The 21,856-nt window shown below is 56.5% G+C and carries 21 protein-coding genes and 4 pseudogenes; 8 read left to right on the top strand and 17 right to left on the bottom strand.

Features of this window, described 5'->3' with window-relative positions:
- Positions 1-21: 21 nt before the first annotated feature.
- The 8 genes from QFZ34_RS06440 to QFZ34_RS06405 all read right to left on the bottom strand — a co-directional run bounded on the left by QFZ34_RS06440 (position 22) and on the right by QFZ34_RS06405 (position 9,153).
- The gene (locus QFZ34_RS06440) at positions 22-1,440 is read right to left on the bottom strand and encodes an HlyD family type I secretion periplasmic adaptor subunit (RefSeq protein ID WP_307278360.1); all 1,419 of its coding nucleotides are present in this window, start codon (positions 1,438-1,440) and stop codon (positions 22-24) included.
- Positions 1,441-1,524: 84 nt separating this feature from the next.
- Complete coding sequence (locus QFZ34_RS06435) at positions 1,525-2,163, bottom strand: DedA family protein (RefSeq protein WP_307278357.1); 639 nt, start codon at positions 2,161-2,163, stop codon at positions 1,525-1,527.
- A gap of 63 nt (positions 2,164-2,226) precedes the next feature.
- Complete coding sequence (locus tag QFZ34_RS06430; RefSeq protein WP_307278355.1) at positions 2,227-2,571, bottom strand: hypothetical protein; 345 nt, start codon at positions 2,569-2,571, stop codon at positions 2,227-2,229.
- A gap of 310 nt (positions 2,572-2,881) precedes the next feature.
- A complete protein-coding gene (locus QFZ34_RS06425) occupies positions 2,882-3,955 on the bottom strand; it encodes a porin (protein ID WP_307278353.1) in 1,074 nt (357 codons plus the stop codon).
- Positions 3,956-4,585: 630 nt separating this feature from the next.
- Positions 4,586-5,047 (bottom strand): hypothetical protein, encoded by a 462-nt coding sequence (locus tag QFZ34_RS06420; RefSeq protein WP_307278350.1) that lies wholly within the window; start codon positions 5,045-5,047, stop codon positions 4,586-4,588.
- A 115-nt stretch (positions 5,048-5,162) separates the two neighbouring features.
- Positions 5,163-6,194, bottom strand: a complete 1,032-nt coding sequence (locus QFZ34_RS06415; RefSeq protein ID WP_307278347.1) for a methyltransferase regulatory domain-containing protein — start codon at positions 6,192-6,194, stop codon at positions 5,163-5,165.
- Between the two features lie 273 nt (positions 6,195-6,467).
- Positions 6,468-7,388 (bottom strand): SDR family oxidoreductase, encoded by a 921-nt coding sequence (locus tag QFZ34_RS06410; protein WP_307278344.1) that lies wholly within the window; start codon positions 7,386-7,388, stop codon positions 6,468-6,470.
- 841 nt (positions 7,389-8,229) lie between these two features.
- Entirely contained in the window at positions 8,230-9,153 is a 924-nt protein-coding gene (locus QFZ34_RS06405) for an AraC family transcriptional regulator (RefSeq protein WP_307279019.1), read from the bottom strand.
- 402 nt (positions 9,154-9,555) lie between these two features.
- Here QFZ34_RS06405 and QFZ34_RS06400 point away from each other — a divergent pair, with 402 nt between their 5' ends.
- Positions 9,556-10,407, top strand: coding sequence for an SDR family oxidoreductase (locus tag QFZ34_RS06400; RefSeq protein ID WP_307278342.1), 852 nt, complete (start codon positions 9,556-9,558; stop codon positions 10,405-10,407).
- A 32-nt stretch (positions 10,408-10,439) separates the two neighbouring features.
- Here QFZ34_RS06400 and QFZ34_RS06395 read toward each other — a convergent pair.
- The 3 genes and pseudogenes from QFZ34_RS06395 to QFZ34_RS06385 all read right to left on the bottom strand — a co-directional run.
- Positions 10,440-10,779, bottom strand: a pseudogene (locus QFZ34_RS06395) (DDE-type integrase/transposase/recombinase); the annotation flags it as partial.
- A 107-nt stretch (positions 10,780-10,886) separates the two neighbouring features.
- A complete protein-coding gene (locus QFZ34_RS06390; RefSeq protein ID WP_307278339.1) occupies positions 10,887-11,927 on the bottom strand; it encodes an AraC family transcriptional regulator in 1,041 nt (346 codons plus the stop codon).
- Between the two features lie 36 nt (positions 11,928-11,963).
- On the bottom strand, positions 11,964-12,092 hold the full coding sequence (locus tag QFZ34_RS06385) for a hypothetical protein (RefSeq protein ID WP_307278337.1): 129 nt from the start codon (positions 12,090-12,092) through the stop codon (positions 11,964-11,966).
- Between QFZ34_RS06385 and QFZ34_RS06380 the strand changes: the two genes are divergently transcribed.
- The gene (locus QFZ34_RS06380; RefSeq protein WP_307278334.1) at positions 12,091-12,975 is read left to right on the top strand and encodes an NmrA family NAD(P)-binding protein; all 885 of its coding nucleotides are present in this window, start codon (positions 12,091-12,093) and stop codon (positions 12,973-12,975) included. The two genes, QFZ34_RS06385 and QFZ34_RS06380, sit on opposite strands and share 2 nt — an antisense overlap.
- A gap of 458 nt (positions 12,976-13,433) precedes the next feature.
- On the opposite strand, the gene QFZ34_RS06375 is transcribed toward QFZ34_RS06380, so the two are convergent.
- From QFZ34_RS06375 to QFZ34_RS06360, 4 genes are all read right to left on the bottom strand, one after another.
- The gene (locus QFZ34_RS06375) at positions 13,434-14,531 is read right to left on the bottom strand and encodes an aldo/keto reductase (RefSeq protein WP_307278332.1); all 1,098 of its coding nucleotides are present in this window, start codon (positions 14,529-14,531) and stop codon (positions 13,434-13,436) included.
- A 66-nt stretch (positions 14,532-14,597) separates the two neighbouring features.
- Entirely contained in the window at positions 14,598-14,876 is a 279-nt protein-coding gene (locus QFZ34_RS23350; RefSeq protein WP_370878703.1) for a twin-arginine translocation signal domain-containing protein, read from the bottom strand.
- 33 nt (positions 14,877-14,909) lie between these two features.
- Entirely contained in the window at positions 14,910-15,494 is a 585-nt protein-coding gene (locus tag QFZ34_RS06365; RefSeq protein ID WP_307278330.1) for a dioxygenase family protein, read from the bottom strand.
- Positions 15,495-15,519: 25 nt separating this feature from the next.
- Positions 15,520-16,482, bottom strand: coding sequence for an MBL fold metallo-hydrolase (locus QFZ34_RS06360; RefSeq protein WP_307279015.1), 963 nt, complete (start codon positions 16,480-16,482; stop codon positions 15,520-15,522).
- A gap of 187 nt (positions 16,483-16,669) precedes the next feature.
- Here QFZ34_RS06360 and QFZ34_RS06355 point away from each other — a divergent pair.
- The 3 genes and pseudogenes from QFZ34_RS06355 to QFZ34_RS23410 all read left to right on the top strand — a co-directional run.
- A pseudogene (locus QFZ34_RS06355) lies at positions 16,670-17,579 on the top strand (LysR family transcriptional regulator).
- Positions 17,580-17,667: 88 nt separating this feature from the next.
- Positions 17,668-17,817, top strand: a complete 150-nt coding sequence (locus QFZ34_RS06350) for a hypothetical protein (protein WP_307278327.1) — start codon at positions 17,668-17,670, stop codon at positions 17,815-17,817.
- A 29-nt stretch (positions 17,818-17,846) separates the two neighbouring features.
- Positions 17,847-17,998 (top strand): annotated as a pseudogene (locus QFZ34_RS23410) (GMC oxidoreductase); the annotation flags it as partial.
- A 168-nt stretch (positions 17,999-18,166) separates the two neighbouring features.
- On the opposite strand, the gene QFZ34_RS06345 reads toward QFZ34_RS23410, so the two are convergent.
- Together QFZ34_RS06345 and QFZ34_RS06340 are read right to left on the bottom strand one after the other, a co-directional pair.
- Positions 18,167-18,466: a hypothetical protein gene (locus tag QFZ34_RS06345; RefSeq protein ID WP_307278325.1), complete on the bottom strand. Its 300-nt coding sequence runs from the start codon at positions 18,464-18,466 to the stop codon at positions 18,167-18,169.
- A gap of 618 nt (positions 18,467-19,084) precedes the next feature.
- Positions 19,085-19,817: pseudogene (locus QFZ34_RS06340) on the bottom strand (SDR family NAD(P)-dependent oxidoreductase).
- An 81-nt stretch (positions 19,818-19,898) separates the two neighbouring features.
- Here QFZ34_RS06340 and QFZ34_RS06335 point away from each other — a divergent pair.
- The 3 genes from QFZ34_RS06335 (at position 19,899) to QFZ34_RS06325 (ending at position 21,660) form a co-directional block, all read left to right on the top strand.
- The gene (locus tag QFZ34_RS06335) at positions 19,899-20,291 is read left to right on the top strand and encodes a winged helix-turn-helix transcriptional regulator (protein WP_307278323.1); all 393 of its coding nucleotides are present in this window, start codon (positions 19,899-19,901) and stop codon (positions 20,289-20,291) included.
- A gap of 215 nt (positions 20,292-20,506) precedes the next feature.
- On the top strand, positions 20,507-20,641 hold the full coding sequence (locus QFZ34_RS06330; protein WP_307278320.1) for a hypothetical protein: 135 nt from the start codon (positions 20,507-20,509) through the stop codon (positions 20,639-20,641).
- A 479-nt stretch (positions 20,642-21,120) separates the two neighbouring features.
- On the top strand, positions 21,121-21,660 hold the full coding sequence (locus QFZ34_RS06325; protein ID WP_307278317.1) for a DUF417 family protein: 540 nt from the start codon (positions 21,121-21,123) through the stop codon (positions 21,658-21,660).
- Positions 21,661-21,856 lie beyond the last annotated feature (196 nt).

Here is a 21,856-nt window from a genome sequence, read left to right as displayed (position 1 = left end):
TGCGTTGAAAAGTTTTTCTCACTAATCTTCTCTGAACGCCCGGTTGAAGCTGTCAGTAATTGGGCCAGCAAGATAGTCGATGGCGCGGCGTGATTTATGAACGATAAGAATTTCTGCTGGCATGCCGGGATAGAGTTTGATGGATGGATTGGCGGCCAAAGATTGGGCCGATATCTCGGCGCGTGCCACAAAGTAAGCCGACTCATCTCTTTCATCTATCAATTGATCGGCGGCAACATAGGTGACTTTGCCGTTGAGGGGTGACAAGGAACGCTGATTGAAAGCAGTTAATCTGACCTGAACCACAGAATTGACTGCCACGCCATCAATATCGCGCGGACTGATCCTCATCTCGACGACCATCGGTTCGTTTTCTGGAACAATATCAAGTATTTCTTCTCCAGCCGCAATAACACCGCCAGGTGTACGCAATCGAATATTGTCAACGATACCTGCTTGCGGAGAACCTATCTCAACTCGGCGCAAAACATCCTTCGCAGCAATAATCCGCTCTTCAGCATCGGCAAGATCGTTCTGGCTTGCCGTAATCTCGCCGGCAATTTCGGACTGTAAGTCGCTTTCAATGCCATGGAGAGCAAATTCTGCACCAGCCTTCGCCTGTTCTGCTATTGCCTTGTCGCCAGCATATTCACCACGATTTCCGGCAAGTGCGCTCAATCGTGCATCGATCTCTGTCAGTCTGGATCTCTCCGCAAACCCTTTTTTGACCAAGCCAGCGATAGCATCGCGTTGTTCTGTAATCAGGGCGATCTGCCGGTCAGTCGCTGCTATTTGCGCCTGTGAGGCTCTGGCCTGCTCGGTATATTGTTCGATGGTTTTTAGCTGCACATCGACACGACCCATCTTCTGAGACGAGCGCTTTTCGAAGAATATCTGCTCTGCCTTCATGGCGTTCCGAGCGGCAACGTCATCCCCAGCACTGAAATCCTCCGGAAATTCGACCCTGGCCGCGGTGGCTTGTTCCGCACGCAGGCGGGCAAGCTTGGCAATCAAACCGACCCGCCGGCTCTGTAAGGCCCGCAGTTCCGAGCGGGCCCTCGTGTTATCCAGCCTAACGAGCGGCTGACCGACCTTTACAACATCGCCTTCGCGCACCAGCAGGCGATCCAAAATGCCGCCTTCGAAATGGCTGATGGTTTTGCGCTTCGAATCGACGATCACAATTCCAACTGCAACCGCCGCGCTTCCCAGTTCGGCTGAGTAGGCCCAGGTGAAAAAACCGCCAAACGCAATGGCGATTGTGGTGATTCCGGCGATGACCAGCCTGCGCAACGGGGACCTTTCGTCTTCCTGCTCAAGGTCTTTCACCCATTCGGGAGGAACGGTGCCAAGCTTCGTCGGCAGATGAACCTCCGTTGCAGCGGCAGGCCGAGCAAGCAATTGCGCGACATGTTCGGGACGATTGATTCTATCGGTCATGATTGGATTGCCACCTTTGGGTCGGCCGGAATAGTCGAAGCAACACCTTGCATGCGGCACTTATCAAAGCAGCAGTCGCGTTTGTCATGACCGGTTTTCTCGCGGGGCTGCGCGCCGTGGGCGGCGGACAGCAAATCGCCATGCAAGCGCCAGCAGCACTTCAGTTGCGATGAGGAAAACCAGCACCTTGATCGCCAGGGCCAACGCGTTCATCCCGGGAACTGCTATCACGGCAAAGTATCCGACGGCGATGAACAGGCTATTCCAAAGAGCGATGCCCAGTATCGTCCCTCCGGCAAATCGCCCGAAGTTCGCGGGAATAAGCCCGGCGACCAATGGCGCGATCAGGCGCACTGCGGGGATGAGCTGGGAAATGACGATCAGGGTTCGCTCACGCGCCCGGAACGACGATAAGGTTCTATCGATGCGCGCCGGTGATAAGCCGAGCAACCTGCCAAACCAGTACAGGAGCTTGATAGACCGGTCCTGCCCCACAGCTCGCACCAGCAGATAGAGGACCAGTCCCCCGCTGAAGCTTCCGGCCGTCGTAAAGATAATGGCATCCGGGAGTGACCAAGCGCTGTCCACAGACGCAATGCCGATGGCGACCAAAACGCCGTAGGACGGAAGAATGGGCACGAAACGCTCGGCCAGTCCGATCGCAAAGAGGCCAAACATGCCATAAACAGCGATCCAATCGATGAGACTTCCAAGCGGGTCCATGCTTATACCCTGCACTTGCCCGCTTGCGCATCCCAATTTCGGGTTGCTGGCAGCGCATTTTGCTCATGGAATTGCATGGCTATCAGGGTCTCGGACAGGTCCAAAAGCCAGCGGGCGATATAAACGTGGTTCACCGCCGCCGCAAACGCGGCGCGTGTTAGGCCCGCGCTCGCTTTGTTCCCGCGCGGGGGGCTGGCGATGCCCACTTTTCGGCCCATAGCGGTGAGTGTCGGCAAGCTGCAACAGGAGGTATCGGGATTGGACATTGTTCATGCCCTTTTTCTTGGAGTGAATTACGAAGTTTCGGGTTGCGTCGGCCACCGTGGCCAATGTGAGACCGCGATGCGCCGGATTGCGGGTTAGCACAGCAAGACCAGTCAGGATGCGGATGGCCAGAACAATCAGCATGCCTGGCCAAGACCGTTGGGGATCTGCCCTGCTGTTCCCATCAAGCTAGAGGAAGAGTCCAATGACTAGAATGCCCTAACCTGCAATGAATTTGCCTATTCCTACAAGCCGACGTCAGAGCGGGTTCGTCAGTAAAAAAACGGTGGGCCGGACGAAGCCCACCGTTTCATGAACAATGACCTGACTGGAGATCGGATCATTATTTTCTCACGCCGCAGTCCTTCTACGGCATGAGGATGGGTCATTTCCCAATACGGGAACTGCCCCAATGTTCCGGGGCGTGTGTCCCGGAATCGTGTTTCGCTTGTACTTAGAAGTTCCTTTGGAAGCGGATAATGCCCTCGAAGGCATCATCTTCGTTGCCGTCGATGTTGTTCCGGTCCTGGCGTTCGCCGCCGAAAGACGTATAGCTGATTTCTGGCGTGATCACGAAGCCGGCAACCAGTTCGTAGGCTACGTTGGCGGCAGCAGCGAATGTACCGTCCTCTTCATAGGCGCCTTGCAGGTTAAAGGTTGCCTTCTCGGAAAGTTTGGCTGCAAGCCCGCCCCACACGGCATAGTCGCCGTGCCATGCGCCGAAGTAGTTGTTCTCGAACTCGTCGCCATTGGACTTGTAGCCGCCCATTACCCAAGCCGAGATCGTGTCGCTGAGGCTCACATCCAAGCGGACCTTGCCAGCCCATTCTTCGGAAACCGAATCATAACCGACGACACCGGAGACTTTGCCCCAGTCCTGTTCATATCGCGCACCGGCAACAATGTGGGGCATGTAATCATCGATGGTGTAGTCGACATCACCGTAACCCTGGTCGGTTTCCATGCCCTGTTCAGCGCCGATCATGGCGGAGAGACCGTTGCCACCAGCCCAAGTATAACTGATCTGATTGGTGACATACTGACCTGCCAGGATCACGTCATCGTTTATAATATCGCCCATATAGCCAGTCCAGGTCATGAACTGTGAGTCTGTCGCACCGACACGGAAACCACCGAGTTCGATGAAGCCGTTGTTCAACTCGACGGAATCGGCATTGTTGCCGTCGACGAAGTTGAAACGCAACTCGGCATAGGAACGCAATGTGCCGAGTTCCGTTTCATCGCGTGCATCAACGCGAAGGGAAAAACGCGAACGCTGGGAATAAGTGTCACGGTCTTCGCCATTATATGCATTGCCACCGGCACGGGCGTCATAGCGCATGTAACCGCTGATCTTCAGGCAGGTTTCGGTGCCTGGGATGTAGAAGAAGCCAGCGCCGTATGTGTCGCAAACGCGGACATATTCAACTGGCTCTGGTTCTGCAACAACAACTGCATCTGCGGCACGAGCGCCCGACACCACAATAAGTGCGGCAGCGGAGCCCAATAGCAAGCTCTTAATATTCATCATAAATCTCCATGAGTGTTCTGTTTACGCCGCGTACTAAGCTCGAAATATTCTGCCGTGTCAAAGCTATTTTTTGCATCCACAACGCCATCTATTTTTCGCGTTGCAGTTGAGCAACAGCCAATCGATCCCCGTTCGCGCTTGTCCTTAACATCTTGTTTTCCTTATATATATTCAACATAGATGTAGACATGGCTTCGCAATTCGGTAAAGATGAGTTCGAGAAACCCTTAGCCGGCTACGCAAAATGGCAAACGACTTCTTTAAAGGTTTCTGCGAACTATCCTGACCGATTATATCTTGATTGCGACATTCCTCTCAAGCCGTCGCATCGGTGTGCTGCGGTTTCGAACTATTGCAAACTTGCTCCTCATCTCTCGCCGCATCTCATGCGACTGAAACATCAGAAACGGTTGGAACCAACTTAAACGAAGGGTGTCCCACGATTGTCCCAACGAACGATCAAATTGTAGCCAAATGTACAAGAATGGGGTGCAGGTCATACCTTGTTACGCCCGTCTGTCGTTGCAGTCTGAATCGCGATATCGGATGGGCGCCCGTTCCAAATCCACGCGCCGCCGCTTGCCACTAAATAAGGCTGCACGGCCGCCGGAACACTTTTTGAGAAATTCAAGGGCTTCCTGCGCCGCTAGCCATGACTTTTTGACCACGCATCAAGGATGCGGCATTCACACAAGGTTCAATGATCTGAAGGGCTTCCAGCAGCGGTCGATCGAACTTTAGGAACTTGCTTACTGAAATCCCAATTTGCTTGAGGTTTTCATTCTTGGATTCAATCCTATTGCCGTCTTTCAATAGGCGTTCACCAATGCTGTCCAAAAAGTCCCACACATAGTTAGCCACCGCATCAGGACTGCGTTTGCCCTCGCTCAAAGCGCGAATGAATAGTTGCGTCATGTGCGGCACCGCGATTCCACCTGCGGTCACAGGCGATGCCATGTGATGCATATCCATGCTGACGAGGGCGCGATCCAAAATATGCCTGTTTAACGCCCTGCATTGCTCTATTGCTTTGCCGGAGGGTTGCTGTGCCGGACTCATGAAACCTGCACCGGTGAGAACCGTCAGCACTTCAACGACGTCTTTGGGTTCAAAATCCTGAAGTTTGGGATGCCTCAAAAGTTCGTCAACGCGTTTTAGCCTGTATCCGTCATCAGACATGGCCTCAATGACAGGATCATACTTTTCAGCTGGCAGTTCCACTTCTTCCCGGGCCGCATGGGATCTTTTTTGGAATATCGGCTGACGGCTTTACCAGCACAAAGGCCTGCGCGTGCCATGCATCGCGATGTTCTGAGTCCGTCAGTTTTCGGGGCCCCTTGATGAAAATGTCACTTCTAAACCGTCTGTTCAGAAGATAATCGCGCACCGTCTCTCGCATGACTGGATGACCGATTTGGGAGAGCAGCTTGCGGCCGTCCTCGCTGAGCCTAAGAGCGTCGATGCCGCCCAAAAGACTGGCTGATCCGACGAATGAAAGCTTGGTATCCTCAAGGCTGCGGACCATGTCGGAAAAATGCCCGAGATGCCAGTCCGCGTTCAAATATTCATGGGCAAGATAGTTGGGTCCCTGCTTCGTCAAATGTTTGAGATGATGTCCGGCGATCGGGTTCTCCTGAAAATAGATCGAACCGGCCTTTGCGACATCTCCTACAAATTGCAAAGCGCCTTCAATCATTCCACTGGGTCCCCTGTTTTTCCCCTCGCCACAATCCTGATAGAGGGACATCAACTCGCGGATTGGAATGACCGGGGCCCAGCCGGGCAGGCAGTTATAGCTTATATAGGCAATCCCACCGGGGCGGAGCTTCCGCCTGATGATATCCGTTATAATTTTCCGATTCCTTTCCGATATCCAGCTCCAAACACCGTGAAGTGCGATGACATCAAAATCGGGAAGATCCTTCCTGCTGGCGAGTTCTTCGAAGGAATCGTCGAACAGATGCAGGTCGGCACCGGAAGCTGCGGCGAGCTTGCGGGCCTCCACCGTTTGCGCGGGATTGAAGTCCGTTCCCCAATACGATCCAGCGGAACCCGCCGCGTGTATGTTGATCGAGACCCCTTGTCCGAAACCAAGCTCAAGATAGGTCGGCTCGTCGCACAGTTGCGACTCTATCGCCTGGCCGAGACAAGCTAAGCGCAGCATGGCCGGGTTCATTTCTGAATAATAGCCATGTGAATAGTTCAGATCAGTAAAGTAACCGTACGACCATGCCATCAGTGAGACTCCAGGACAGGCTCAGGGATCGGGCCTGCGGTCCATTGTTGTTGAATTGAAAGGAGAGGAACGGCCGGGATAGGCAGGAGGCGCAACGGGCCGGAAAACGGTTGGTGACTTCGACCATTCCCGTGAAGGACACGCTCGTGATGCGGATGCGATATGGGACGTCAAACGGACCGTTGGAGAGAAATTGGGTAACAATCACGGGAATGGACTCTCTTTGTAAAACCACCCGCCATCATCATCGCCTTGCGCAGATCTCGGCACGCTTCAGACGAACATCACGTTTGTCAGTTCTTCAGATATATCCCAAAGGAGAGCTGCAGCGACGGCGTCCAGCGCCTGCTTGGCCGGCTTCTCCTCTGCCGGATAGCCGCGTATCCTGCCCAGACCGTTAGGCCCATAGTAAGCGCCGCCCCGCGCTGACGGGTCGGTCGCCGCATAGAGCGTGGGCAAGGCGCCTTGCCACACGGGCTGAAACAGGAATGGCAGGAAGCGGCGCATTCTGGCGGCTGTGCTCTGTGGACCTGATCCGTTTGGAAGGAGATCAGTGCGCGAGACCCCGGGATGCGCCGCCAGGCTTTCCACACCCCATCCAGCTGACTTGCTGCGCCGGTCCAGTTCGAAGGCAAACATGATGCAGGCGAGCTTCGATTGGCTGTAGGCGGGCATCGGCTTGTAGTCATGCTCGGCCTGCAGGTCGTCGAAGTTGATCGCGCCGGTGCCATCCCGGACAGCAATGCTGCCGAGACTCACGACACGGGGTTTGTGCCCTTTCTTGAGCAGCGGCAGCAGATGCGCGGTAAGCGCGAAATGGCCAAGGTAGTTCGTGCCGAATTGCAATTCGAAGCCATCGCTGGTCTCCCGGCGCTCCGGCGGCGCCATGACCCCGGCATTGTTGATCAACAGATCGAGATTGTCTTGGTCCTGCGCGACCTGCGCGGCGAACCCAGCAATCGAGGCGAGGTCGGCAAGATCGATCTTGCTAAACCGCACTTGCGCTCCAGGGACAGCTTGCTTGATCGCTGCCACCGCCTCGGTGCCCTTTTGAGCATTACGCCCGGCAATTAGAACGCTGGCACCGGCACGAGCCAAGGCAAGAGCGCCCTCAAAACCCAGCCCGCCGGTGCCGGTCACGACTGCGGAGCGGCCGCGTTGTGGAGGGATGTTTTTGCTCGTCCATTTCGTCATAACAATTCTTGCCTTCTAGGTAGTTTCGCGAGATTTCGATTGTCTCAACACACCCGCTATTCACTTGATTGCTAAGTTGCCCAAGGCGCGGCAAACCTCTATGCCCAAACTCGCAAAAAACCTGCCTATTCCTACGCCGTGCGATCGAATATTCGTCGGAACAAGACCTGAACGGCCGAGGTTCCAACGGAGCCCCAGGATTGCGCGAGAGCGGCTTGCTCTGCCGACCCGGAACTGTCGGCGGCTCATATGATGCTGCTGACCATCCTCGGTTCCCTGGCGTTAGCAGTGAAAATCCAGGTCACGGCGATGACAAAGGCGCTTGCAACCAAGAGCAGAGCAACTGCCCCAATTAGCAACCGCCTTGGCCTTTTCGACCCGCGCGGATGAACATTTCGGCGACGATGAGATTGGGGACGTAGAAAAAGAATACCATGATTTCGTCGAACCAGCCGTTAAAGCCCGCCGCGCGACCAATGTTTCCGAACAGAAGAGGCCAAAGGCCGCATTTCATCCGATAGAGCCAAAAGCCTAAGCCAAAAGCCTATTGTCAGCGAAAAAAGCCGGAGTGCCTAGGCGCGGTGCCGCTCGTAGCGGCCAGACCGGGCATGGACGTAAGCCAGGGTTGCGCACAGAATCATCAGCGTACCGTACAGGCCAAAGCCGACATCCATTAACGGGCCGCCGATCGTGCCTTGACTGATGATAAGGCAAGTCCGCCAAGTCCCGCCGCCCCGGCCGACATGATGTAGACCGGCCCCAGCCAGCGATGAAGCCCGGAACGAGCGAAACGAAGGCGGCCGATCAACTGGATCGGCCCAGAAGGAGCAGCATTTACAAGCTACGCGCTCTGCACCTTCCTGCTGGCGTACTTGCTGTACAGGCGCTGCTGGTTCATGACGTCCTGCTTTGGCGCAGCCCCAAACGTGCGTGAATATTCGCGGCTGAATTGCGAAGTGCTTTCGTAGCCCACCTGGTAGGCAGCCTCCGCCACGTTTGCAGCTTCTGCGAACATCAAGCGCCGCGCCTCGAGAAGGCGCAGTTGCTTCTGAAACTGAAGCGGGGACATCGAGGTCAGCGCCTTGAAGTGCTGGTGGAAAGACGACGGGCTCATCCGAGCAATCTCTGCCAATTGTTCGATCCGCAGCGTCTGCGCGAAATTCACGTGAAGCATGGATATGGCTTTGACCACGCGCTCGATATTCGATTCTGGGAGCGCCAGCTTGCATAGTTCAGCGCCATGCGGTCCACTCAGCAACCAGTAGCAGATCTCGCGCATCACCGATGGATATAGGATCGGGATTGCCTTCGGTGTCTTTGTCATCCGGATCAGACGCAGAAGGCAGTCTGCCAATGATTCATCGACCTTGCCCACAAAAACACAAGGTCCAGGATCTGAGGTCGGAATTGGCGGGGCGTCCAGCTGCTCCAGGACCTCGCGCATTGTCGCCACATCGAAGTCTATGGTGACCCCGATATATGGCGCCTCAGGAGAGGCCTCTACGATCCGACCCTTCGCCGGGAGCTCGACGGTAACCACCAGGCATTCCAACGCTCCGTAATCCAGCCTATCTTCTCCGAAGTGGATCTCCTTCGCGCCCTGGAGCACGACACAGAGTGACGGCCGATAAAGCGCCCGCATCGGCATCATCGTCTGGAAAGATCGGATAATGTTGAAGCCTTCTATCTGCGTCGGAAACAGGCCCTGCCCTCCACCCTGTTCTTCGATATAGGCGCTGACCGCCACAAGTAGCGATGACGACACGCGAACCTCCGGTTGGTTGTGAGGCCATATCAAAACGCGGCCGTCTCGCGGCAGCGTAGCGTCGCCTGTAGGAATAGGCAAGTTTCTTGATAGTTCGGGCATTTTGATCATCTGACACTCCATATAGCTTATAAGGTGCCAACCAAGCGAGGAGTGCGTTTAGCATGACAGAAACAGCAGCGCGGTCAATAGATATTCAATGAAAGCAAACTCTACCGGTAGCAGTGTCTGTCACTTCGGACGGAACGAATACGGCTGAAATAAAAATGGCTTCGGCTCTGGGCTGCTGCTTGTCGTAGCAAACCAAGTGCATTGCTCTTTAGCTTCGGGGGCAGCGACGACTGAACGCGGCCTCGGCCGTATCCGCGAGCTTTCGCAATTCTCGAAAAGGAGACGTTCTCGATGTCCGATACTGATAACTCCCGCCGAATCTTCCTGGCGCTTGCTGCCGCCGCACCGGCTGCCCTTGCTCTCAGTGGAACGGCTTCGGCCCAAACTTCCGCAGCAAACCCTGGAACCGTTCCCGGCGCCGGCCGGGCTGCCCTTGTCACTGGCTCGTCGCGCGGCATCGGCGCGGCCACTGCCCGCCTTCTGGCTCACGTCGGTTATGCCGTCACGGTGAACTACCTCACTAATCGCGGACTGGCCGATCAAGTCGTAGCTGACATCAAGGCGGCTGGGGGGCGCGCAATGGCGCGTCAGGCGGACGTCGCAGATCCAGCTGCTGTCAAGGCCTTGTTCGATGCCCATGACGAGGCTTATGGCGGCGTTGATGTGGTGGTCAACAATGCCGGGATCATGAATGTTGGTCCCTTTGCCCAAATGACCGACGATGCTTTCAATCGAATGATCGCAACCAATATGACGGGTAGTTTCAATGTTCTGCGCGAGGCGGCACGGCGCACCCGCGACGGCGGCAGGATCGTCAGTCTGAGCTCGAGCATCATTCTCCAGAAGCCCGCATATACGGGTGCTTACGCAGCCACTAAGGCGGCGCAGGAAATTTACTCGAGCGTTCTCGCCAAGGAGCTGGCGGGCCGCAATATCTCGGTGAACGCCGTGTCACCAGGCGCCGTGGATACCCAGCTGCTGCGCCAGCATGGCGAGGAAGCACTCCGAGGCATACCTGAAGCGACACCTCTGCAGCGTCTGGGCCAACCACAGGACATCGCAAACGTCATCGCGCTTCTCTGCTCCCACGACGGCGCATGGATCAACGGTCAAAACATCTTCGCGAACGGCGGCCTCGGTTGAGAATGAAGACTAGGGGGTATGCCCGTCGAGCCAAAGCGCTTGGCGGCGGTCAAATCGCGGTCGCTTGATGAAATCAAACTCAACCCTATCGCCGTTGCTGTCAATCGCGTGATACAGGTACATTCACCTGGCCTTTGACCTTGATGTGAGTGTCATCAAGGTTCCCTTTACGTGCGACCTGACGCTCCCTTCGATGACGCGCTCAAGCAATTTCGGATTATTGCGATACCAGGCGATGAACAGTAGAGCGATCCAGGTCGATGCCCCGCTCTGCCATCATTTCCTTCAGAGTGCGCGGCTGAGATTGTGAGTCAGATACCATCGTACACATAAAAGGATCACAGATTGGTCAAAATGGCGACCTTTGAACATTGAATTCCTGGCTCACTTCAAGCCAGAAGAGTACATCGCAATCGCGCCAGAGCCGGACAAACGGTATTATTTCCGATCGTCGTGGTAAGCCCCTTGGGAAATACGGTTCAGTTCCGAGTTCTCACCGCAAGGAGTCCGCTGCCACCGTTGTGCTCAATATGACGGGTCCCGTTGATGGCACCGGGGTGCATCCGATTGGCAGGCAAGTCCATAGCAACCGAACCGGTCTCCGATTCAACCTTGCGCCAACGCCCATATTGTCGAGGCGAGCATCCCATGACGCGTTTGAAGGCCGTGCTGAACGCACTTTCCGATTCATAGCCGAGCGAGGCGGCAATCGCCGAGACGGGATCGCTTGTATTCTCCAGCCTGTCGCAAGCAAGCAGCATTCGCCACCTCGCCACATACTGCATCGGCGGTTCGCCCACGCGTTCCTTGAACCGGAGCGCAAATGTTGAGCGCGACATGCCGGCAATCTCGCCAAGCTCCTGCAGAGTCCATTGATATGCGGGTCCCGCATGGATTGCCTTGATCGCGGCACCGAGATGTCTGTCCGCCAAAGAGAAGAACCAGCCGAAACGGTCCCCGCCACTCGTGTCCAGATGCACACGTAGTGCCTGCACCAGCATCAGATGAGCCAAATGCTGCGCCACAAGGGCGTTGCCGGGCTGCTCATCACGCAGTTCCTTCATCATTTGCTCGACGGACCAGCGCAAGGCTGCTTGCCCCGGTTGCTCGTGAATGTGGACGATCGCAGGAAGCAGGCCCAGCAGCATATCGGCGTGATTACCCTTCACGCCGAAGCGGCTTCCAATGAGAAACAATCCGCCACCGCCGTTGAGTGTGACGACACCGCCCCTTCGCGCTGCGGGGAATATCTCTCCGGCTCCGACCGCTGGCCCATCGATGCTGCTGCCAAGCCGGAAGGGGCGGCCCGTTGGCAGCACGAAGCAATTGCCGGCCTCCAGGCGCACCGCATCATGCACTCCCTCAACAGTGAGCCAGCAGCTACCCGAGATGACAGCATAACATTTGATGAGCTTGTGCTGATCGCCGAACTGGACAGCCCATTCACCACCAGCATCGAAGCCGGAAGATACATAGGCATGAGGTTTTAGCAGCGAAAGAACGTCTGATAGGGGATCCATGGGGCTACTCTCGGACGATTGCGAAGATAACACAGATTATGCAGTATAGACCGTCCAGATACAACCACCTACCTTAAGCTCGAACAAAAGACTGGCTGCGGCAGGTCTGCCCAGCCAGACAGCGGGCGCGGCTGCGCTATCGCCCTCAAAACTGGAATAAACCATGATCGTTGTAACCGCCCCCACCGGCAACATTAGCCGTCAAGTCGTTCAGAACCTTCTCCAATCGGGCGCACCACTCCGATTGATCGCGCGCGATCCATCGCATCTTGCCGAAGAGGTGCGAGACAATGTCGAGATCATCAAAGGTTCTCATGGAGACGCAAGCGTCGTGAACGAAGCGTTCAGCGGCGCCGACGCGGTATTCTGGCTCGTGCCTCCCGACCCGAAGGCTGTTTCGGTCATGGCTGCCTATGTCGCTTTCACCCGTCCCGCGGTAGCAGCTTTGAAAGAGCATAATATCAAGCGCGTTGTTTCGATCACGGCGCTTGGGCGCGGTTCGCCGCTCGCCAACAGAGCGGGCCACGTCACCGGCTCGCTGGCGATGGACGATTTGATCGCCGACACAGGCGTCGCATTTCGCGGTCTGGCCAATCCGTCCTTCATGGACAACATCGCCCGGCAGGCGGCAGTGATCAGGGATCAGGGCAGGTTCTTCATGCCGATCTCCGGCGACCTCAAACTTCCAAGTGTCGCGACGCGCGACGTCGCCGCCGTCGCAGCACGCTGGCTGCTCGATGACAGTTGGACAGGCCAGAGCGAGGTGCCGGTCCTTGGACCCGAGGACATTTCGTTCAACGACATGGCCGAGATCATCTCCGATGTGATCGGCAAGACGGCCACCTACCAGCAGATCAGTTTCGACGCCTACAAGGAGCGCTTTGTGCAGTACGGCATGTGCACCGCGATGGCGCAGGGCATGACCGACATGGCTTGGGCCAAGGATCATGGCCTGGACCTGACGGTGTCGAGGTCGCCGGAAAACACGACGCCGACAACCTTTCGCCGATGGTGCGAGGACACGCTCAAGCCCGCCATGCTCGACTGAAACGACGTTCCTGATACGCCATTCACAAGAGCATCAAGCCATGCATTTGACTGGCCACACTATTGGGAATTTTGCGACAGCGACGGCAATCAGTTTTGATCGCCGCATTGATGGTGTCCTGGTTTGTGATCGCCCTTCAGACGGCAGACCTTGGGCATCCCCCACCGAGGATGATCTCGGCTTTTCAGTCGCAGACCTACAGCGAGGATCTTCACCCCTCACTGAGGCGCGATCGCTATTGGGCGGTGCTGCTTGGCCGATCATCTAAAGCGTGCATTGACAAAGACGGCTCCACATCTGTCTTACGAAGACTTTATCATCTGCTGGTTCGAAAACGATGCATGGCTGAACATCGAGCTTCTTGAAGAACTTTGTTAGCAGCGCAATGCTGGAAAAGAGTCTATCTTGCGGTCATCCGCGCACGCCGGTCGTGAGATTATCTGCTTTTTGGGCGAATCTCATTGGCTCGCACGAGCACGAGCTCTTGCTTGTGCCGTGCGGATCAGTCCTTGATACTGGGCGTCCTTGCCCGGATACCAGGCCATCCTTTCTATATCGGCGAAGCCTGGAATCGTCTCCATATGCTGCACCATGCGCCGGCGCATCGCCTCGTCCGGCAAGGGCCCGTACATGGCTTGGACATTATCCTCGGCATGCTCCGGATTTGATGTGCCACAGAGCACTGTCGTCACCGCCGGATGCGCCATAACCCACTTGAGAAAAAACTGCGCCCAGGTCCCCGCTTCGAATTCGCGAGCGAAGTCAGGCAGAGGGCGACCTTCCACCACCTTCATAAGACGCGCTTTTTCGAGTGGAAGGTTAATGAGGACGCCGACCCCACGGGCTGCGGCGACCGGCAACAGTCGTCGCTCGGCGCTACGATTGAAGATCGAGTAGTTCGTCTGGATGAAATCGACACCGCCGCGCTCGACCAGTTCGGCGAGCTGATCCTGCGCGCCGGTTTCATGGTGGGTGACGCCAACGTGTCGGATGCGACCTTCTTTCTTCCAGGCCTGCATCAACGGGACAATGACTGGTGCGTTGACGATGCTGTGGCACTGCATGAGGTCAATCGTGTCGCGCCAGATGCGCAGCCTCGACTGCTCGAAGCTTGCCGCCGCATGGCTCTCGTCGCCGAGATATTCGCCGGTCGACCAGATTTTATTGGCGACGAAGATCTCCGATGCCTCCGGTGTGCCGGCAAGGAATGCGCCGACGGAGACTTCTGCCGATCCGTAGAGAGGCGACGTATCGACGACCCGACCACCGCCCGCGACGTAGCGCCGGAACACCTCGGCTAGATTGTTGCGGTCATCGCCGGGGCGGGCATCAAAGGTCAGGAAGGTGCCTAGACCGAGTGTGGTGAGGGTCTGCTGCGTTCCCGGAATCGTTCGTGTTCGTGCAGATGTCGTGGACGTCGTCGTCGCCAGGCTTGGTTGGCGTTGGGCGTGGGCCTTCCCTGCAAAGAGAGGTGTTGATGCCAGTATGGTGGCTCCCGTGCCAAGAGCACCTATGAAGCCGCGTCGGCTGACGCCGGAATGTTGCTGTTCGCTCATGCGATAGTCTCCTTTTTATGTTTGCCTTATGTACGGACGGCGCGCCGCCGACAGGCGATCGGGCTTCTAGAAGAGGTGCTCAATGCGGATCGGCAGTTCTCGAAGCCGCCGCCCCGTGGCATCGAAAATCGCGTTGCAGATCGCTGCGGCGACGCCCACCATGGCGACCTCGCCAAGCCCTTTCACGCCAGCCTCGTTGAGCAGCGGAACCGGTTGCGTCGCGGCAGTCGCATCGCCGATTCCAGCAAGTGTGGCGCCGGTAATGGCCACGCCGGTCAGCACGTCGCGTCGGCTGATCGACAGGTCGTTACCCGGGTCATGAGGTGATGGTTCAAGTTCATTCATGGACTTTCTCCTACCGAATAGTGCTGTCATGACTTAGACTACGAAGTCGTAGCGGGCGAACTGACCGTCGCCCGTCTGGCTGATCGTCATGAGCAGCGCTTCATCGAAAATCCGATCTCCTGCATTGCTCGGCTCGCCCGGGAAGAAGAGCTGCGTCGTCAGTACATCTCCGTCCGGTCGTTGAACCCTGAAATGGAAGTGCCGCGTGCGTCCCGGATACAGAGCCGGCACGACGGTGTTGAACCACCAGCGTCCCTGCTCGTCGGCGAACTGATGTCCCCGCAAGCGGAAGCCCGATCGATCGTACTCGCCGTTGTCGTCGGCTTGCCAGATTTCAACGAGGCTACGCGGCATTGGGCGACAGCGGTCGTCGAGGACAAAGCCGGCAATGGTGATGCGCTCGCCGTGCGGCGCATCCGGATAGAGATCCTGCTTCAACGGTGAATTCGGCTTGAAGAACGGTCCGGCTTCACGAGCGGGCGTCGGTTCATCTCCGTCGGCGCAGATGCGCGTCAGCGGCAGCAAGGGCGCCTCCTGTACGGAAGCGATCGCTGAAGCCAGCGGCACAAGCGGCATTGTGAGAAAACCCAATAGGAATGCGCGCCTTGATGTCGTCATTGCGGGATCTTTATGCATCAGCGAATTAGAACTGCCAATTGACCGGGACCCAGGCATAGCCGGCATCCGTCTTGAGCATTCGGCCAAGACCCGGGAACGGATAGTGGAAGCCGAGAACGAGAAGCCGGTCTGCTGCCGCCATATCGAAGATGCGGCGGCGGGATGCGAGGGCAGTGTCCTTGTCGCGATCTGGCCCAGGCACCCATGGACGGTCGATATTGACGATCGGGTGGTAGGCGAGATCAGCCGTGAGCAGGAGCTGATCACTGCCGGATTGAACAAGGAAGTTCGCCATGCCGGGGGTGTGGCCGAATGCCGGAAGGGTGGTCAGCCCGGGTACAATCTCCGCGCCCGCTTCGTACAACTCGATCCCATTCATCACGGGCTCGACGCTCCGCTTGATGGCGGCGGCGAAATTGCGGCGGAAATCCTCCGGCACCGGCATATAGGACAGGTTCGGATCGTTACGGACAAAGAAGTCCCAATCGGCCTGAGGCGCAAAGATTGCCGCCCGTGGAAATGCCTTGCCGCCATCCGCGGTTCGAAGATTGCCGACATGGTCCGGGTGCGTGTGGGAGACGACCACAACGTCGACGTCTTCTGGCTGTAGACCGATGGCGGCCAGATTCTCGAAGATGCGACCGCCTTGCGGACCCATGGTCTGCCCGGCGCCCGCTTCGATGAGTATCCGCCTGCCATTCGTCTCGATAAGAAGCGTGTTGAGATTGAGCGTCAGGCGATCGGCCGGAAGGAAGGCGTGCCTCAGAACCTCCTGCAGTTCCGCCTCCGGCGCATTGCTGGCATAGACCCGCGGAGGGCCGCCGATCAGACCGTCGCTCAACACCGTTGCCGAGATGTCGCCGACACGAAAGCGGTAATGGCCGGCATTTCCAGCTGCGGCCGAGGGCGACGCGGCCGGCGCCGTCCGCGCAATCGCCATGCCGGTCGGCAAGGCCAGTCCGGCCGCCACCGAGGCGGCTGTCAGCATGACTTTCCTGCGATTCAGCGTGACTTCAGCCATGCTTTGATCCTTCAAGTATCAGGTCCCGGTTCAACGGTTGACGGCAAAGCCCATATCCGCAGTGCCGCTTGCGACATGTTTTCGAAGGATGACACGGATCAAGAGTACAGATAAGCTAATCAAAACCGATCAGCTTATTAAGCAGGACTTTGCAATGCGGCCACTGCGCCTTGACAGCTTGGAAATCTTTGAAGACGTCGTGCGCTGTGGTGGCTTTAGAGCCGCTGCGCTTGGCAGGGGCGTTTCTTCATCCGCCATTAGTCAATCGATCAGCGCGCTCGAAGACGCGCTAGCCATCCGGCTGCTAAACCGGACGACACGCAGCGTTGCCCCCTACTGAAGCGGGCGAGCGCCTTCTCGAGCGGCTAGGGCCCGCTCTTCATGACATCAGAACAGCAATCGACGATCTCAATCAGCTTCGCGAACGTCCATCTGGCACCGTACGGATCAATGCACCGGGTCCGGCCGCCGACCATTTTCTGTGTCCTTTGACCTTTGAGTTCATGAAAATTTATCCCGACGTCAATGTAGAGATCATCAGCGATGCTGCGATCATAGATATTGTGGAGCAAGGTTTTGACGCTGGTGTACGCTTCGGCAACCAACTTGCCCAGGACATGATTGCCGTGCCGCTCGGGCCCGCCTTACGATATGCAATCGTGGCCTCACCGAATTATCTTAGCAACCGCGGTCGGCCTGACTCACCCAATGACCTCTTACAGCACGACTGTATCCGTCGTCGTTTCCCCGGCGGAACCATGGTGACGTGGAAATTCGAAAGCAATGGTGAGGAGTTGGAAATCACCCCGAAAGGCCGGTTGACGCTCAGTTCGGCGCATCAAGAGCTCCAAGCCGCGCTCGCCGGATCGGGAATCGCTCACCTGCTTGAGGATTACGTTCGTGATGATGTAAAACAGGGCAGAGTTATCGAATTGCTGAGCGACTGGAAGGAGGAGCTGCCAAGCTGGTATCTGTATTATCCGAGCCGGCGGCATACGAGCGCGGCCGTGCGGGCTTTCCTCGAATATATCCGCAGCCAGAGATGGTGCCCAACCCCCGAGTAGCGCCAGCGCGCCGCCTGGGCCAAGAATGACTGGGGGATAAACCATTTTCGCCGGCAAGTTGACGTAATCGTTAGGAATCGCAGAGGATGTGACGGCCGGTCAGGCTCTGGTGATCCCAGCCACAACCTCGTCGTTAAAGTTCGCCGCTCGCCGGTTTGGCGATACTGTCCGGATCAAGATGATCAAGATCAGCCCAGAAACAAAGGAAGGCGCCACACTCCCGGCAATGAACGGGTGATTGGTCTGAGTCCTAAAGGGGAACCGCAGCGTGAAGGTAAGGACCCTGACGCCGTCGTCGACGCAAATCTAGGACTCAAGGCGCTCGACAATCTTTTTTAGTGGACGCGTCAATTATGCCCAACCTCACCGCAGGGCCGATTCATACTGCGGTGCTCGCGGTCGCCGAGACCTTCGCTCGATGGCACCGGAAATGGATCCGGAAAGAATTCCGATGCGATCAACGGCATCGTCGACGGCTCCGCAGCAAGGCTGCGCGCGGTACGGAAGCCGGCGCAAAGCAACTGCCAGACCTTGACGACGGCGCGCGCGATTGGCCATCATGACAGCCTCTCTCGTTACACATCTTTTTATTCCGCCTCCGATTGTGAGGAAACAGCCAGCAATGAGGCCACCGCTGCTGCGCCGATCAACGCAATTTGAGCAAACTTCTCAGCGACTGCTCGTTGGCCTGCGTTATGCCGGGTATCACCAAATAACCCGATACATGTTGCTGCCAAGCCGCTAGCCGCCGTTAGCGAAATAGTGGCGAAGAAAACCAGATTTAGAGAAATCATTGTAGCCTCCAGTTGAACTGCGAACATTATCGCGCGGTTTCTGGAGGGGAGGATAAGTTTCGACGGCTGGAATTTTGTTCCCGTAGTAACCATCGTGGTCGCCCTTGTCTCGGTTGCTATAGTCTATCGAGAGCAAACATCCGGCAGTCTAGCAAACTGATCTAATTTACAACGCTGATGCGAAGGACGCCTCGCCATGTCAAACTTTCGTATTCGGCAAGCTGCGACATGTCTTTGCCATCAATTGCGAAGCTACCGAGCTTACGAATATTCTATTTCGCACAGGGGTAGCCCTTTGGGCGGGACTGTCGGGCCACAAAGCAACACCGGATGCATCCTCAGACAGCCGCTGATAGGATGGAATTGGAACCCCGGACAACTGATTTCCGGCATTGGTCGTCAGTGTTCATTAACAGCTCTCGCTCCGGCGGCACACAAAGCGAACCCAACTTTCTCAGAAGTCGAGCCAGATCCGAACTATGATGGAATTCAGCTGACTTCAGGTTGTCCAGAACGCCAATTATGCGAAATATGCGGGGCTTGCGGCATCAAATTTGCTGCCTGGCAGCGCCTATCAGTGAGTCGCGGGTATCTCTATCGACGCTCTAGGACTGCCACAATCTACCGGCAAGCTGGAGACGTGGGGCAAGGGCAAGATGCGCAGGGCGTACCCGACCTACTCGAGATCGGGTACACCATTTCGGCGGCTTCCTAGACCTGCCGCAAGCCGCCGTCGACGCACAGCTCGGCACCGGCTATGTAGCTCGCGTCATCGCTCAACAAGAACAAGGCGGCCGCAGCCACTTCTGAAGGCCGTGCCATACGACCCATCGGAATCGGAGCGACAATTGCCGCGCGAGTGTCTTCCGCGACAGCAGCCATCATGTCCGTATCCGTGGGGCCGGGTGCAACGACGTTGACCCGAATACCTTTGGGTGCGAGTTCTGCCGTCCAGGTTCTGGCATAGGATCGAACGGCTGCTTTGGTTGCGCAGTAGGTACCGTAGGCCGCGTAGCCCGCGCTCCCGGCTATGGACCCGACGAGGACGACCGAGCCGCCTTCTGTCATCGCGGAGAGAGCTGCCTGGAGGCCGAACACCATCCCGCGGACATTGACGTCAAAGTGGCGGTCGAAATGCTCCGGCGTTATCTCGGGGATCTGCGCAGGCTCGGAGAGACCTGCATTCAGAACGAGCGCGTCAATACGACCGCATGCCTTGCGCACTTTTTCGACAGCCTCCACCATGTCCTCCGGAGAGCTTGCGTCAGCGGTAATACCGACAGCGCCATTGCCGATGGCTTTGGCCGCCTTTTTCAGCATCTTCACCTCTACGACTGGTAATGAAGACATTTGCGCCTTCGGCAGAAAGCCGCTCTGCAATCGCCAGGCCGATACCCTTCGCGCCGCCGACGACTAAAGCCACCTTGTTACTCATGCGATCCATCGTAAATCCTTTCACTGAATGGTCTCGCTATGATATACGCTGGATATCTGATATCAATTACGCACCTGGAATAGCCTAGATATGGACGAGTATACCGACCTTGAAGCCCTTTCTCATCGCGCGCTTTGCGACATGGCGCAGGTTCGCCCGGTGCTCGACAAGATCGCTGATAAATGGACGATCCTGATACTGACAGTGATCTGTCCGAAACCTGCGCGGTTCAACGAACTCAAGCGGCGTCTCGATGGGATCACGCACAAGGCTCTGGCCGATGCTTTGAAGAGACTTGAGCGGAACGGCCTTGTGACGAGAACCGTACTCCCAACGCAGCCGATCGGAGTGGAGTACGCAATTACTCCGCTAGGACATTCCTTGCGGGAGCCGTTTGAAGCACTGTGCTTGTGGGCAGCGGCCAACGGCGACAAGGTCGAGGCAGCCACGCTGAGCTATGACAAGACGGCAAGTCGTCGTTGACGGCGTCCCTGTGTCCGCTTCTGGCGCATTGTTGCCGCAAGCAGCCTTCATTCAGCGATTGTTGGCACAGCAATTGCCGGTGTCAGCTGGAGCACATACGCAGACAATGGCAATCATCCCTACCTTTAAAACGAAATCCGGTTGGCTGGTTCACGGCAAAACTGGAAGCGGGTGGCTTCGCAGCTCGAACGGCAAAGCTCAGAGAAACAAGCCGGTTGGACGGTTCGTCGGATGGGCAGAGCGGCCAAGACCGTATTGTTGTATTTGCAAGGCTTGGGGTCGGCACTATTGATGGCCGGCAGGGGCTGGTTGAACGCGACAATTTGCTGGCCGCTTTCGAAGCTCTCTGAAGAGACAACCCACATTCGCTCTTGGGAACTGTCCTACAGAATCGGGCTGCTTTTAAGCGTTGTACAAAAGCGCGTCCACCAGCAAACCTTCCTTTGAAAATGCCGATAATAGGCAATTTTCGGGCATTCTCGATTGTAGCCCACAAGTCTACAAACGCTGATCGGCAAAGAACGTCTGGCTATCAAGGGTAATTAGGGCTGAACTGTGTGATGCTGGAGCACGTTCACCATTCTAGTGAGAAGCGGTGTAAAGCCAGCAAAATCAGTGCTTGATGCACTCAGCATGATAACGGATTTGGCAAAAACCTTTTTGCCGTATTCGTTGCTAAATCTTTCCTGAGAACGGCCCAGGACGTTTTCACCTTTTCGCTAACCTCACATGTTAATATATGCGTCGTGCATAGCATCCTGTAAATCGCATGTTATATGCTTAACGCATACAATTTCATGAGTGTTATCCAGGATAGAGGATCGTTCAAATGTCTACTACTAACACCCATCCCGCTCCTGCATCTTATCTGTGTGCTCGGCCAGCTGATCGCTTTACACTCGCTGCTGGCCGCGTCATTTCCCTGGCCGGTGTTGTCTTGCCACTTCTCCTCATTGGCATTCTTAAGTTTACCCAAGTAGAAATCGAGGCTCTCAAGCCGCTGATCAACGGGACACCTTGGTTGGCATGGCTTTACTCGGTATTTGGATTCGCTGGTACGAGCTATCTGCTCGGTGTCGTCGAGCTGTTCACAGCAGCTCTATTCATCGCGTCCTTCTGGTCGGTTCGAGCCGGGCTTGCTGCCGGGGCTCTCGGGGCGTTGACGTTTGCAACGACTGCTTCGACGTTGTTCGCTTTGCCAATTTGGGAAGCCGCTTCGGGTGGCGCGCCGTACCTTACCTTCGTCGGATCATTCTTGATCAAGGACGTTGCTCTCCTTGGGATCAGTGTCGCTGTGCTGGGCGAAAGCTTAATCAAGCACCGCGCCGCGACGGGCTTCCATGCGGAAACCGTAATAGCCGATGCGTGAACCGCATTGGATGTCGCGAAATTCGGAAGGCTAAATTCCGTTGTATATTGACAATGAAGAACGGTGTGTTCTGCTGCAGTCGTGCGTTGCTGAACTTCACTGGCAACCGGCCGCATAAACAAAGTCCGAGCACCCTGATTTCGTGTTGCGTACCCAATGGTCGCTGACAGCGGTCAAGGCAAACCTTATCGAGGAC

It is taken from the genome of Phyllobacterium ifriqiyense, from assembly GCF_030817885.1.
Taxonomy (GTDB): Bacteria; Pseudomonadota; Alphaproteobacteria; order Rhizobiales; family Rhizobiaceae; genus Phyllobacterium; species Phyllobacterium ifriqiyense.
Note: the sequence above shows the minus strand (reverse complement) of the source record. Positions and strands in the feature narration are given on the sequence as shown.

Coding starts and splice junctions, on each gene's coding strand:
- QFZ34_RS06385 (WP_307278337.1), bottom strand. CDS start 12,092: ATGGTTTATTCCAGTTTTGAGGGCGATAGCGCAGCCGCGCCCGCTGTC.
- QFZ34_RS06410 (WP_307278344.1), bottom strand. CDS start 7,388: ATGACGAAATGGACGAGCAAAAACATCCCTCCACAACGCGGCCGCTCC.
- QFZ34_RS06435 (WP_307278357.1), bottom strand. CDS start 2,163: ATGGACCCGCTTGGAAGTCTCATCGATTGGATCGCTGTTTATGGCATG.
- QFZ34_RS06425 (WP_307278353.1), bottom strand. CDS start 3,955: ATGAATATTAAGAGCTTGCTATTGGGCTCCGCTGCCGCACTTATTGTG.
- QFZ34_RS06400 (WP_307278342.1), top strand. CDS start 9,556: ATGTCCGATACTGATAACTCCCGCCGAATCTTCCTGGCGCTTGCTGCC.
- QFZ34_RS06415 (WP_307278347.1), bottom strand. CDS start 6,194: ATGGCATGGTCGTACGGTTACTTTACTGATCTGAACTATTCACATGGC.
- QFZ34_RS06335 (WP_307278323.1), top strand. CDS start 19,899: ATGGACGAGTATACCGACCTTGAAGCCCTTTCTCATCGCGCGCTTTGC.
- QFZ34_RS06345 (WP_307278325.1), bottom strand. CDS start 18,466: ATGGTTACTACGGGAACAAAATTCCAGCCGTCGAAACTTATCCTCCCC.
- QFZ34_RS06365 (WP_307278330.1), bottom strand. CDS start 15,494: ATGACGACATCAAGGCGCGCATTCCTATTGGGTTTTCTCACAATGCCG.
- QFZ34_RS23350 (WP_370878703.1), bottom strand. CDS start 14,876: ATGAATGAACTTGAACCATCACCTCATGACCCGGGTAACGACCTGTCG.
- QFZ34_RS06360 (WP_307279015.1), bottom strand. CDS start 16,482: ATGCTGACAGCCGCCTCGGTGGCGGCCGGACTGGCCTTGCCGACCGGC.
- QFZ34_RS06440 (WP_307278360.1), bottom strand. CDS start 1,440: ATGACCGATAGAATCAATCGTCCCGAACATGTCGCGCAATTGCTTGCT.
- QFZ34_RS06325 (WP_307278317.1), top strand. CDS start 21,121: ATGTCTACTACTAACACCCATCCCGCTCCTGCATCTTATCTGTGTGCT.
- QFZ34_RS06375 (WP_307278332.1), bottom strand. CDS start 14,531: ATGAGCGAACAGCAACATTCCGGCGTCAGCCGACGCGGCTTCATAGGT.
- QFZ34_RS06430 (WP_307278355.1), bottom strand. CDS start 2,571: ATGCTGATTGTTCTGGCCATCCGCATCCTGACTGGTCTTGCTGTGCTA.
- QFZ34_RS06380 (WP_307278334.1), top strand. CDS start 12,091: ATGATCGTTGTAACCGCCCCCACCGGCAACATTAGCCGTCAAGTCGTT.
- QFZ34_RS06390 (WP_307278339.1), bottom strand. CDS start 11,927: ATGGATCCCCTATCAGACGTTCTTTCGCTGCTAAAACCTCATGCCTAT.